The 12,075-nt window shown below is 54.1% G+C and carries 11 protein-coding genes; 2 read left to right on the top strand and 9 right to left on the bottom strand.

Going from position 1 to position 12,075, the window contains the following annotated elements; all coding sequences use genetic code 11:
• Positions 1-124: 124 nt before the first annotated feature.
• Positions 125-1,669, bottom strand: coding sequence for a VanW family protein (locus tag MUB23_RS10560; RefSeq protein ID WP_244800448.1), 1,545 nt, complete (start codon positions 1,667-1,669; stop codon positions 125-127).
• Positions 1,670-1,856: 187 nt separating this feature from the next.
• On the opposite strand from MUB23_RS10560, the gene MUB23_RS10555 reads away from it, so the two are divergent.
• Positions 1,857-2,522, top strand: a complete 666-nt coding sequence (locus MUB23_RS10555) for a trimeric intracellular cation channel family protein (RefSeq protein WP_244800447.1) — start codon at positions 1,857-1,859, stop codon at positions 2,520-2,522.
• Positions 2,523-2,607: 85 nt separating this feature from the next.
• Here MUB23_RS10555 and citF read toward each other — a convergent pair whose 3' ends face one another.
• The 6 genes from citF to MUB23_RS10525 all read right to left on the bottom strand — a co-directional run bounded on the left by citF (position 2,608) and on the right by MUB23_RS10525 (position 7,895).
• Positions 2,608-4,170 (bottom strand): citrate lyase subunit alpha, encoded by a 1,563-nt coding sequence (gene citF / locus MUB23_RS10550; RefSeq protein ID WP_244800446.1) that lies wholly within the window; start codon positions 4,168-4,170, stop codon positions 2,608-2,610.
• Position 4,171: 1 nt separating this feature from the next.
• Positions 4,172-5,071 (bottom strand): aldolase/citrate lyase family protein, encoded by a 900-nt coding sequence (locus tag MUB23_RS10545; RefSeq protein WP_244800445.1) that lies wholly within the window; start codon positions 5,069-5,071, stop codon positions 4,172-4,174.
• Positions 5,071-5,370 (bottom strand): citrate lyase acyl carrier protein, encoded by a 300-nt coding sequence (gene citD / locus MUB23_RS10540; protein WP_244800444.1) that lies wholly within the window; start codon positions 5,368-5,370, stop codon positions 5,071-5,073. The genes MUB23_RS10545 and citD overlap by 1 nt, the downstream gene beginning before the upstream one ends.
• Before the next feature lie 178 nt (positions 5,371-5,548).
• Positions 5,549-6,448: a DUF1848 domain-containing protein gene (locus MUB23_RS10535; RefSeq protein WP_244800443.1), complete on the bottom strand. Its 900-nt coding sequence runs from the start codon at positions 6,446-6,448 to the stop codon at positions 5,549-5,551.
• A complete protein-coding gene (locus tag MUB23_RS10530; protein ID WP_244800442.1) occupies positions 6,442-7,095 on the bottom strand; it encodes a hypothetical protein in 654 nt (217 codons plus the stop codon). Before MUB23_RS10530 ends, MUB23_RS10535 begins: the two co-directional genes overlap by 7 nt.
• 11 nt (positions 7,096-7,106) lie before the next feature.
• A complete protein-coding gene (locus MUB23_RS10525) occupies positions 7,107-7,895 on the bottom strand; it encodes an N-acyl homoserine lactonase family protein (RefSeq protein WP_244800441.1) in 789 nt (262 codons plus the stop codon).
• 213 nt (positions 7,896-8,108) lie between these two features.
• Between MUB23_RS10525 and MUB23_RS10520 the strand changes: the two genes are divergently transcribed.
• Entirely contained in the window at positions 8,109-9,215 is a 1,107-nt protein-coding gene (locus tag MUB23_RS10520; protein WP_244800440.1) for an iron-containing alcohol dehydrogenase family protein, read from the top strand.
• A 59-nt stretch (positions 9,216-9,274) separates the two neighbouring features.
• Here MUB23_RS10520 and MUB23_RS10515 read toward each other — a convergent pair whose 3' ends face one another.
• Both MUB23_RS10515 and MUB23_RS10510 read right to left on the bottom strand, forming a co-directional pair.
• On the bottom strand, positions 9,275-11,026 hold the full coding sequence (locus tag MUB23_RS10515) for a cobaltochelatase CobT-related protein (RefSeq protein ID WP_244800439.1): 1,752 nt from the start codon (positions 11,024-11,026) through the stop codon (positions 9,275-9,277).
• On the bottom strand, positions 11,023-11,916 hold the full coding sequence (locus tag MUB23_RS10510; RefSeq protein ID WP_244800438.1) for an AAA family ATPase: 894 nt from the start codon (positions 11,914-11,916) through the stop codon (positions 11,023-11,025). Before MUB23_RS10510 ends, MUB23_RS10515 begins: the two co-directional genes overlap by 4 nt.
• Positions 11,917-12,075: the final 159 nt, after the last annotated feature.

Here is a 12,075-nt window from a genome sequence, read left to right as displayed (position 1 = left end):
GAACAAAAAACAGCCTCCTTAAATTTCACGGAGGCTGTTTTGATCCATATTCTCTTTTTCTTGCCGCTCTCAGTCAGGCTCTCCTTCCCCCACGAAAAGGGGATCTCCGCCTGTCTGTCAACCGTCAGGCTTCCGCTCCACCTTCCTCAGGCGCTGGGGCAGGTTCTGGATCTGGCGCAGGCTCCGGGTCAGGTTCCGGTTCCGGAGCAGGTTCTGGATCTGGCTGCGGGTCAGGCGCGGGATCCGGACTCGGCGAAGGATCCGGACTCGGCGAAGGATTCGGGTTCGGCTGAGGATCCGGCGTCACCGGATCCACCGGCGCATTGGGATCCACCCCGCCGGTCCCCTGGATAATCGTCTTCACCGAGCTGCTGTAGCTGTCGGTGTGCAGCCGCTCCCGGCTGACTTCCTGTCCATCCACATAGACCACCTTTTCCAGATACGACTTGGCGTTCGGATGGCGCTGCCCTGTGGAGGAAGTATACCCCACCGGCTGGCTGGGATCATATTTAATGATGTCCGCAGGCTGGCTGCGGTAAACCGTATGGGATTCATAGACCACTTCGCGGTTGGACGGTCTGGTTTCTACACCATAGATATTGAAGGTCAGTTTCCGGTCGGAACAATATGCTTCAATATAAATCGGATTTTCCGTGTTGTTTGTAAAACGCAGGTCCTTGGCGCCGTCCGCAATCGCGGCATCCTTGGAAGGCTTCAGGTAAGAAATCAGCATCGAGTGGGGATGCCTCTCGTCGATCTGGAGCTCCGCATCCAGCAAAGCGTTATAGAGCGTCGACGACACCTGGCAGACGCCTCCGCCGTAAGCATCCTCGGATCTTCCATCCACATACTGCGGCGCCTTTTTGTATCCGTTGGCCGCTGTTCTCTTTTTCATCATGGTACTGGCCGACGCAGACTCGCCCGGCATCAAAACCTTGCCATTGATATTTCCCGACGCCACCTTCACATTGGTATAACGGGCGTCCGTTCCGGAAACATCCGTGGTGCAATCTCCCAGCAGATCCTGAATCTGATTCAGAACCTCGCTGGTGCATGCCGGCTTTGTAACCTCTGCGATGGCTTCCACCGTCATGTTCTCTCCCAACTGCTGGGCAACGGCGTCTTCCACCGCCTTGACGGTCTCCACTTTGTTGGTCTGCAATCCATTGATCTCACTGGTGACGACAAAAGCGCCGTCCTCCCGTGTGATCGTGGCATCCTGAGGCGGCGTGTCGAGAGCAGCCACCTGTACTCCGACAAAAGCGGCCACCGCCTTGGTATCCAGAGTATAGGGAACCGTTAAATTAACTTCCCCGTTCTCCAGATCCTTGCGCTCGATATAGCGGCTTAAGATCGAACCGCCCTTTCCCTGCCGGACCGCTTCCTCCGCCACGGATTCGGAGTCCCACGAAAAGCCCAGCTGAGCCAGAGTGGTCTCCACCGGCCGGCCGTCTGCGGTGACCGTGAAGGCCGACTCCGCCAACTGCTGATAGTAGGCATCCAATTTTTCCTTGGCTTCTTCTTTTGTCAGGCCGCCCAAATCCACCTCGCCTGCGCAGACGCCGGTTTCAATAACCGGGTTTTCTTCCGTTTCGGCGTAAACGGGCTGCCCCCATGCGACTGTAAAAACAACCGCGGCCAAGACGAATAATCCTAATCCTTTTTTCATACGATGTCCCCCTACACACCTGTTCTTTCTTTCCCTAAAATTCGACATTTTCTGCATTTAGTTTAACACAAAAAAGATCAGGATGCAATCTCCAATCCCCTCCAAATTTCCTAGGTGCGATGCGTTGCTTTTCCTATTTTACCAATGTATAATGGAACTGCTAGAAAATGACTGGAGATCATGGAAAATGAGTTATTCTGCTCTTGCCGTATTTTTGATGGAAATTATGGGAACTCTTGCTTTCGCCTCTTCCGGGGCCTTAACCGGAATCCGGAAGGGAATGGATCTGTTCGGCGTCAATGTACTTGGGATCGTGACGGCTGTCGGCGGAGGGGTCATCCGGGACGTGACCTTGGGGATCAATCCGCCCAGTACGTTCCAGGCTCCGGTCTACACGCTTTGCGCCGCCGCCATCTCCACGCTGTTGTTTGTGATCGTGTATCACAATCAGGCAATTCTGCAAAGGCGTTTTTTTTGCCTCTATGAACGGGTGATGACCACCTGTGATTCCATCGGTCTCGCCGCTTTTACGGTAATCGGAATCCACACGGCCGTCTCCGCTTCCTATGAAAGTACCTTCCTCCTGCTTTTCGTCGGCATGATCACCGGTGTCGGCGGCGGAGTACTCCGGGATGTGCTGGCCGGTTCGGTTCCCTATATTTTTTCCAAGCATGTCTACGCCGTGGCCTCGCTCGTCGGCGCTTTGGCCTGTATTTATCTGCGGCAGGCCATCGGAGATATCCCTTCCATGATCGCAGGCGGATTCGTGATCTTCTTAATCCGGCTGCTGGCGGCCCACTATCGCTGGAATCTGCCAAGAATCCGGCAGGACAAGGACTCCGCATCTCTTTGATACAAAATATGAATACTGCTTGAATAGCAAAACCGGCGCCCTCTACGGACGCCGGTCTTTTTATCATTCTCTTATGAAAGTATGATTAGTCGTTGAACTCAAAAGGCTTGATCTGACGAACTACGTCGATGATCGTGCCGTCGCGGCTCTCGATGATACCAACGACTCTGTCGCCGAACTCAACCGGTTCAGGCTCTCCAACGATGGAGTAAGCAATGTCACGCAGCTCTTCGATGGTCTTGAACGGCAGCTTGACACCCTTCATCGCCTCGATCAGATCCTGGCGGCGAGGGTTGATGGCAATACCATAGTCCGTGATGACAACGTCAACCGTCTCACCAGGAGTGGTAACTGTCGTTACATTGGAGCAGATCGCCGGGGTACGGCCCTGCAACAGCGGAGCGATAACGATCGTGCACTTCGCGCCGGCAGCCGTGTCGGGATGTCCGCCCTGAGCACCGGTAACCATGCCGTTGGAATCCACTACCACGTTACAGTTGAAGTTTACGTCTACTTCCAGAGATGCCAGAATCACGAAATCCAGCTGGTTGACATACGCGCCCTTGTTCATCGGGTTCGCATACTCGGAACCAGTGATCTCATAATGATTCGGGTTGTTCTTGATGGACTCGATGGCGGTCAGGTCGAAGTCCTGGGTATCTACCAGTTTCTCGATCAGGCCTTCCTCCAGCAGTTTGCACATCGGACCCGCGATACCGCCGAGGCCGAGGCCCATCTTGATTCCTCTTTCTCTCATGATCTCGCCCAGGGAAATCGTGGAAGCGATGGAAGCTCCGCCGACACCGGTCTGATAGGTGAAACCATTCTTGAAGTAAGGGGTGTTGATTACGAACTGGGTGCAGTAGTTCGCCATCATGATCTTACGAACGTCCGTAGTGGGTTTCGCAGCGCCGGTCGCAATCTTGGCCGGGTTTCCGATCTCATCCACTTTCACAACGTAGTCCACATAAATCTGGGAGATGCTGGCCGGAAGGTTCGGATAAGGAACCAGGGTATCGGTGATCGCAACCACCTTATCGGCATACATTGCATCCACCACCGCGTAGGACAGAACGCCGCAGTCACTCTTTCCGCCGACAGCTCTCATGTTGCCGTACTCGTCGCAGGTCGGAGCGCCGATGAAAGCGATATCGATATGCACATCGCCCTCTTCGATGGCGCGGACACGGCCGCCGTGAGAACGCATGATCGCGTAGCCCTGCAGCTTACCGGTGGAAATCGCTTCTCCGATCTTGCCGCGGACGCCGGAGGACTGGATGCCGGTGACCGTACCGTCCTCGATCATCGGAACGATCGGATTGTGCGCCTTACCCAGAGAGCTGGCGCAGATCGTGATGTCCTTGATGCCCATCTTATGTACTTCTTCCATGACCATGTTTACCACATAGTCGCCTTCACGGAAATGATGATGGAAGGAAAGGGTCATACCATCTTTGATTCCGCACTTTTTCAGAACTTCTGCGATGGATTCCACCATCTTGCTCTCATTGGGATCCACAACTCCGCGGACCGTCGGGGCAGCCTTTTTATAAGTCTGGTTGTGACGAGCATAGGCGCCCTGGAATACTTTCATACCAGTATCCTGCAATACTTTTTCAGGAATATCTCTACCTACAGCATTAATCATCTTACAAATCCCCCTCATATACGCCGGCAGCCTTGGCCAGCTCAATCGTTCTCTTCGCTCCAGGATAGAACGCAATATCAATCATCTTGCCGTCAACCGTAAATACGCCGATGCCCAGGGCCTTCTTCTCGTCGACTTCCTTGACAATCTTTTCCGCCTTGATGATTTCCTTCTCGGTAGGGGTGAAAATCTTGTGGGTCGGCTCGATCTGTCTGGGGTTCACGATAGATTTTCCGTCGAAGCCCATGGCTTTGATCATCTTGGTCTCTGCAATAAAGCCGTCCATGTCATCCAGGTTCGTAAATACCGTATCGAAGCACTGTACGCCAGCCGCGCGGGCCGCGTTGATCATCATGCCTCTGGCCCAAGTAAACTCTACGCCGGTGCCGGAGATGGTGGTCTGCAGATCCTTAGTGTAGTCACCGCCGGACAGAGCCACGCCGAACAGCAGCGGGGAGGATTGGCAGATCTCGTAAGCGTTGATTACGCCCTTACAGGACTCCAGGGCAGCCATCAGAAGGATGCTTCCCTTCTCCACGCCGAACTCTTCTTCCGCCTCTTCCATCGCCTTCTCAATCGTCACGACGTCCTGAGCGCTCTCTACCTTCGGGATACGGATGGAATCGCAGCGTCCTGCTACGCAGACACGCACATCTTCTTTCCAGTGAGGGGTATCCAGACCATTGATACGAACGACTCTCTCCACTCCGCGGTAGTCGATCTCCTGCAGCGCATGGTACAGGGAATATCTGGCGGCGTCTTTCTGGTTTTCCGCAACAGCGTCTTCCAGGTCCAGCATAATGGAGTCGGGTTTATAGATATAGGGATCCTTGATCAGGCCAGGTTTCTGGCAGTTCAGGAACATCATACTTCTTCTTAATCTGTTTAAATTCGGATTCATTATCTAATAGCACCTCCCCACGGCAGGTTTTCAGTGATCCCGTTCGAACGGAATACCGCGCCTTCCACTCTCGCTTTCAGGGTGCAGTCCAGTGCGCCCTTATCCACTACGGTCACCTTAGCATTCTTTACATCCAGACGCTCTAAGGTCTCCATTACCGTCGCGCGAATCTTTCTTCCATACTGATTGATTACGCTGCTTTCGATGGTCAGCTCGATTCCGTTGGTGCCAGGCTCTACTGTAACCTGGGCATCACTGGATTCCAGCGTTCCAGCCATCGCCGTGCCTTTCACTTCCATGAGATATCCTCCTCATTGTTTTGTTTACCCCCACAGAGGTAAATCATTTTTAAACACTTTCATTATACACACGCTTGTCTGAAAATGCAACGGATTTACGCATAAAAAACGTAGGTTTCATATTGAAAATACTTATGAAATCATATATTGGATATATTTATCCGAAAAATGTATTTCGTCATTTCCGTTCCCTAATAGTGTCCTGATCCCAAAGCTCATCGCACAGCAGAGGAGATCCCTCCCGGTATTTCTCACGCTGGCGATTCACCCGTTCCGGGCTGAAATTGGCGTAACAGTAAAGGCAGCCGTTTCCACAGGTGTGGTAGGTCCCGATATCCACGCTTTTGATGCAGCCGCAGGCGCCGCGCTGTCCGGAATCCTTTTTTCCATTCAGCCGGGCGGCTCCCAGATGCTTCAGCCGGACGGAGTCGATGCAGGAGCCGTGGGCAATCCCTTCGCCGGAAAGATCCATCTCCTCCGCGCAGGAAACAATCGTCATCCCGCACTGTTTTGCAATCCCTGCGAAATACCGGACCAATTCGCGGAGCGTCTCTTCCTCCCCCACGGCCGCGTTCAGATCCCGGACATTTTTTCTGATTTTGACGTAAAGATCCAAAAAGCTGATCACCACCTCATCCGTATAGCCGGCAAGGCGTCCGGCAATCTCTGCAAAGGCCTTTTTGTGATATTCTGCAGGGTAATCGGGGCTGAGAAAGACCGGGTCATACCGCCACACCACCCGCCCCGGCCCCAGACGGCGCGACAGTTCTTGAAAGGCGGGAATCAAAACCTCCCGCTTATCCGGAAGGCCCGGCTCCACATCCCGGCCGTAGCCGGTCAGGGTAAACTGAAAATACGAAGGGACCGGCGGCAGTTCGGAGACGCGTTTCAGCATAGGCAGAGGATTTTTCGTCCAAAACACGATCCCCTCCACCTCCTGCGGATCCAGTGAAATCCGGCTGACCTGGCGGGCGTTGAACGGATTTCTCACGCATACATAGCCTTCGGACAGACGGCGGAAAAACCAATCCGAATAAAAACAGGGAAGATCCGTGCGGCGGCTGGCGCTGATCACCATGGCAGTTCTCCCCGGTCCAGCCTGCCGGAATCCCGCAGAGCAGCCGCATAGGAATAAAACACCGGCGTCTCCTTCTCCAAGTCTTCTTTGGTGACTCCCTTCCACAAAATCAGCTCGTCGCCGAGTTTCCGGCAGCCCGGCCCGCTGACCGTCATGTGTCCGGTCCTCTCCTCCCACTCGATCAAAAGATCCTGATCCGTCTGATCCTCCTCTTCCCAATACTCCTGCTTTTTTTGCTCCGGGATCCGAAACACATGCAGAACCAGCCCCAGCTCATCCGGAGAGAGCCGGTCGATGAACGCCCCGTTCTCTTTCTCTTCCTGCTCCGCCCATGTCAGCAGTTCTTTTTTTCCCGCTCCCTTGGGGGGCCGGACAGGAAAGGGCAAAATCTCTGGGAAAAAATTGGAAATCACATTTCTTTTCATGGCCCAGATCTGCCCCGGCGAGGCCGGAATCTCCACCGCCTCATAAAAAGTTTTTAAATGCTCCATCATTTCCTCTGTCGTCAGAGGGGCTTTGCGCGGGACTGCATATTCCCGGACCAGCTCCAATAACTCCTGAAAGCGTTTTTTCTTTTCCTCGGACTTCCGATCCTTTTTCACAATGAAAACCGACGTAGGTCCATTCCTCTTCCATCGCCTGAACATCCTTTTTCCTTTCACCGATCGCTTTCCTCTTCCTCTATCCACTGCTCTTCCTGCTTTAAATCATGGCCGTAAAGAATCACCGCCCCGGTCTGTTCCCTGCGCTTTTGGAGCAGTTTCAAATGCTCCAGAAATCCCTGGGCCACTTCTCGGTTCGGGCTGTCCGGCGGCAGCTCTTTCTCCTCATTTTCCCGGAGATAAACCGCGTCGCTGACGCAGAGCACGGTTCCCCGGTTCTCCGTCTCCACCTCCAGTCCGATCAGCCCCGGCGCGTGACTCTGCTGCAAAAAAAGTGTTAGGCCGGGAAAGAGAACCGTATCCTGATCCACCGGCTGATACGTAATCCCCGGCACATCGATCAAAGATTTCACATAGCCTCCCACGGTTCCGGTAAACACTTTGACCAACGCGTGGGAAAGCTCTGAACGGGAAATCCGGACGGCGTTTCCTGCTTTTGTTCCTGCAAATTCCCGGAGGCCTCCGGCATGGTCAAAATGGAGGTGGGATAAAATTAAAACATCGATCTCCTCCGGAGACAGCCCCTTTTTTTTCAGAGCGGTCCGGATGGAAACCCACTCCGTCACCGGAAATCCCTGCTGGATGGATTCTGGCAGGCATTCGCTCCAATCTTCAGCGTTTCCGGTATCATACAGCACATTGCCGTAGTCCGGATGGCGCAGCAAAACGGCGGATACGGGAATATCGATTTCCTCCTCCGGGTTTTCGGTGAGGATCATACGGGATTTTTTACAGCGCATCTTCCCCAGATGCAGCAATTCCAGGTTCCATTTTTTCTCAGTCATCTCCATCTCAATTCCTTTCCAACTTTCATACGGACAAGCGGATCCGTCTGTAAAGATATAAGCATTTATAAAAAACAAATAATCCGGCCTTTGGAAATCATGCTATAATGGCGCTAGACATTTCCAGGCCTTTCCACTATTTTACCGATTTAGAGTTCTAATTTGCTGTTCGGTATCTAACCGCTGCAAAACCTAGGATAGAAGGAGGATTTTATGAATTTCAGCTATTATAACCCAACGCAGATTTTCTTTGGGAGAGACTGCCTTTTTGCCCACCCGGAAGTTTTCCGGGAATGCGGCAAAAAGGCGCTGATCGTCACCGGACGCCATTCCGCCCGCAAAAACGGTTCTCTGGACGCGGTCTGCGCCGTATTAAAAGAACAGAATCAGTCCTGGTGCATCTTCGACCGGACCGTAACCAATCCCACCATCCCCTCTGTCCGGGAAGGCCTGGCCCTTTTAAAAGAAGAAAAAGCCGACTTTGTCATCGGCATCGGCGGAGGCTCCCCGATGGACACCGCCAAAGCCATCGCGTTTCTGGCCAATCAGGATATTCCGGACGAGAAACTGTTTGATGGGACTTGTTATCAGGATAAAACCCTGCCGCTGCTGATGGTTCCGACCACCTCCGGTACCGGGTCCGAAGTCACGGAATACGCCGTTTTGATGAACGATGCTGCAAAATCCAAATCCAGCATCTCGACGCCGTACCTGTACCCGAAGGCCGCTTTCCTGGATCCTGCCTTTACCCTCGGCGTCGGCACAGCCACCACCCGCTGGACAGCCATTGACGCCTTGTCGCACTCCGTGGAAGGAATCCTCTCAAAGCAGGGCGACCCGATGATCACCGCCATCGCCCTCTCCGGGATCCAGGCGTTCAGCCGCTGCCGGAAAGCCCTGGCCCTCGGAACCTTTTCCTATGAAGACCGGGAATCTTTGATGTACTGCTCTCTGCTCGGCGGGCTGGTTCTGGCTCACACCAGCACAACCGCGGTCCATGCCATGGGCTATTCCCTCACCTATTATAAAGGAATTCCCCACGGACGGGCCAATGGGATCTGTCTCGGCGGCTATCTCCGCCTGACGGAAACGGTTTACCCGGAAACTGTAAAAAGCATTCTGGACGCTCTCGGAATGAAAGACTCCCTGGAATTCCAGGCCTGTCTGGATCAACTTCTGGGAGAGAAAGAACTTATTTCCGAAGAGGAAATCCAAACTTACAGCGAGGAGGTAAGCGGCAGAAGAAACATTCCCAATTCCCTGCTTCCCCCTGCCAAAGAACAGATCGCCCAGATTTACAGGGAAGGGTTCGGATTATAAAATCCGGCGGCCTCGCGGCCTTTGGTTGAAAGCGGAATAGACGCGACGGAAGTTCGCCCCTATTCCGCTTCTTCGATTAATTGCTTGAAATACCGTCCGACCGTATGGGAGAAGCCGGAGATGTCCCGAATGTAGGCAAAGTCCTTGCCAAAAATCCGCCGTTCCGCCGGAAGATCCTCCTCTTCCCCGGCAAAAACCCCCAGCACCGACACGCCGCGGGAACGGATCTTTCTCACCTCATAGGCGGTATCCCTTACGGCGTAGGCGTCCGCATACATCCGCGGGCTCTCGATTCCTCCCCGGCTTACGACCCGGTCGTTGGGTCTCCCGTCGCTAAGCACGATCAGGACCTTTCCGTCCTCCGGCCGCCGCAAAAGTCCTTCGGCAGCCGCCCGGATAGCCAGGCCGTCCCGGTTATTGGAGGAGGTAAACAAGTCAAAAATCCGGGAATTCGCCTCCGGCCCGTCCTCATAGTTTCGGAAACGGTGCAAGACCGTGGTATCCCAAAAGCTGCAAAAACTCAAAATCCGGTGCGGAATAGAAAGAGCGCTCAGGGTCTCGCTGATGATATACCCCTGAACCGCCACCTGGCTCTGACGCTTTCGCTGGGAACCGCTGGCATCGATCAGGATATCCACCACAAAGTCTTCCTGATTTCTTTTTTCTTCTTTTAAAAACAAACGGCGCGGCTCTGTGCGCCCTACCATCCATAGCTTCGCTGGGATCAGCCGTCCCGACTCCGATGCGGCAAATTCCGATTCATTCCGGCGCACCAGGGATTTTTTCAGCAGGGAGGTCAAAATAACCACACTTTTCCTTGTCAGCGCGGCATGCCGGCGGTAATAAATCTCATTTTGTTCCTTTTGCTTTCTCGCATACTGATATTGATAATTCCGCTTTAATGGATGCGTTAAGATTCCTTCCGTGAAATGCAGGCGGCAATGATCATGGGCTCCCCGGCAGAGCAGACGGTTCAGCCGGTTGGTCTCCGCCTCCGGAAGGCAGGAAGGGCCAAAGTTCAGCTCCACATACGTCTGCCGTTTTTGGAGCGCTTCCTCGTCCACCTGAATCACCGTGGGGCAGCTCCCCTGCCGCGGCGCTTTCCGGTCCGTACCGGGAACTTCTCCGGCCTGGTTAGAAAGCTGTCTCCGGTAGGCCTCCAACGCCTCTTCCAGAGCCTCTTCTTTCAGGAAATCCCGCCAGTCCATCTCCTTTAAGTCGTCCAGCGTGACGGCAAGGACCTGATCCAGATCCCCATATTTTTGTTCAAACCGGGGATCCCCCAGCAAGTTATAAAGCTGGTCAATGGTTTTAAGAAGCATTCGGGTATCAGACGAATCTTGCAGCCGCGCCAGCAAAGACAACGCCTGTTCTTCCCGCTTAGTCACAGCGGACGGTCCGCTCAGCTCCTGCTTCATCCACTGGATGGTCAGGCGCCCGATCTCATCTTTCACCAGCGTGCCGAACTGTGCTTCCAGCGTCTCGGCAAAGGCGGCCTTTCGGATCGAAGCGATTCCGGCCCGCTCCGCCATCAACCGCCGGGCGGTGGCGCTGTCTGCGGCCAAACGCGCCAAACGGAGCAGCTTTCCTTCCTCCGCCCCCAGATAGATCTTCTTGATCAGGTAAAAGGACAGCTCGTCCCGGTTGAAATACCGGGTCAGCGCTCCCTGCTTGACAGCATCGTACAGGGCAATGTCCACGGACCCCGCTTCTGGCTCCTGCTCTTCCTCCGCCGCGCTCCCGCCCTGCTCATACTCGCCGCTGACGGTCCACATCATATTTTTCAAGCGGTTTTCCCACTGAAAACTCATTCGAATACGTCCTCTCTGCCCCACCCGTCCGGGATCCGGGTCCGCACCACATCTCCCACAATCTCTTTTTCAAACAGATCAAATGTCTTGTTGGTCACTCCCATGGTCACAGCTTTTTTCGGAGAAAGCCCCATCTCCACGGTGCGGAGAGCCCCGACCATCCCGCGCAGGTCTAACGTCCTTGTCGTAATCTCCCCGTGAGCCGCCTTTGCCTGGAGATCTAAAAACAGACCGATAAACTGCTTCAGCGCCCCGGTCCGGATATTGGGGAACAGGTGCAGGAAGATCTGCGCCAGCGTATCCTCCTCCGGCTCCGGCATGTCGATCACCAAAAACCGGGACACCAGCGCTTCATTCAGCTCTCTGGTTCCGGCATAGCCGTAGTTCATCGTCCCGATAAAGCGGGTCTCCTCCGCCAGGGGAACCTTCTCATATCCTGGAATATCCAGCATTCTGCGGTAATCCAGGACGGCGTGCAGCACGGAAACCGCCTCATTTTTTGCCATATTGATCTCATCCAGGATACCGAACCCACCGTACATCGCGCACTGATAGATCGGGCCGCGCCGCAGCTTCACCTGATTGTCCACAAAGGTATCCGTACCGATCAGCGAACTGCTGTCCGTGTTGACATGGAAAGAAATATTGTAAACGGGCCGTCCAAACATCCAGGCCAGATTTTCCGCCAGGATATTTTTCCCGGTCGCCTTGCCTCCGGTCAGCAGAATGTTTTCGCCTTTCAGCAAGGCAGTCACTGCCATCTCTAAAATTTCATCCCCAAAGTAGGGGATCGGCGGCTGCGCCACCCGGCTTTTCGCCGTTTCCGGCACGGCATGCCGTTCCCGGAACTGCCGCACTTGATTCAATAACGTTTGATTTAATCCGCTCATGAAACTTCTCCTTTTCACGGTCGTCGTCCCTATCGTAGCACAGGGAAAGCCCCCTGACAAGGGCATCTCAAAATTCAAACGGCACAGCCCGGATCCCCCTTCCCCGGTCTGTCTACAGGCAAACACACAGGTAAAAGGCAGTCGAAAAGCTGTGCCGTA

Source organism: Cuneatibacter sp. NSJ-177 (assembly GCF_022867805.1).
GTDB lineage: Bacteria > Bacillota > Clostridia > Lachnospirales > Lachnospiraceae > Pseudolachnospira.
The sequence above is the reverse complement of the archived record's forward strand: the minus strand, read 5'-3'. Positions and strand labels throughout refer to the sequence as shown.

Bases quoted from the DNA above. Each gene is read 5' to 3' on its own strand.
- MUB23_RS10560 (WP_244800448.1), bottom strand. From the start codon at position 1,669: ATGAAAAAAGGATTAGGATTATTCGTCTTGGCCGCGGTTGTTTTTACA.
- MUB23_RS10555 (WP_244800447.1), top strand. From the start codon at position 1,857: ATGAGTTATTCTGCTCTTGCCGTATTTTTGATGGAAATTATGGGAACT.
- citF (WP_244800446.1), bottom strand. From the start codon at position 4,170: ATGATTAATGCTGTAGGTAGAGATATTCCTGAAAAAGTATTGCAGGAT.
- MUB23_RS10545 (WP_244800445.1), bottom strand. From the start codon at position 5,071: ATGAATCCGAATTTAAACAGATTAAGAAGAAGTATGATGTTCCTGAAC.
- citD (WP_244800444.1), bottom strand. From the start codon at position 5,370: ATGGAAGTGAAAGGCACGGCGATGGCTGGAACGCTGGAATCCAGTGAT.
- MUB23_RS10535 (WP_244800443.1), bottom strand. From the start codon at position 6,448: ATGGTGATCAGCGCCAGCCGCCGCACGGATCTTCCCTGTTTTTATTCG.
- MUB23_RS10530 (WP_244800442.1), bottom strand. From the start codon at position 7,095: ATGTTCAGGCGATGGAAGAGGAATGGACCTACGTCGGTTTTCATTGTG.
- MUB23_RS10525 (WP_244800441.1), bottom strand. From the start codon at position 7,895: ATGACTGAGAAAAAATGGAACCTGGAATTGCTGCATCTGGGGAAGATG.
- MUB23_RS10520 (WP_244800440.1), top strand. From the start codon at position 8,109: ATGAATTTCAGCTATTATAACCCAACGCAGATTTTCTTTGGGAGAGAC.
- MUB23_RS10515 (WP_244800439.1), bottom strand. From the start codon at position 11,026: ATGAGTTTTCAGTGGGAAAACCGCTTGAAAAATATGATGTGGACCGTC.
- MUB23_RS10510 (WP_244800438.1), bottom strand. From the start codon at position 11,916: ATGAGCGGATTAAATCAAACGTTATTGAATCAAGTGCGGCAGTTCCGG.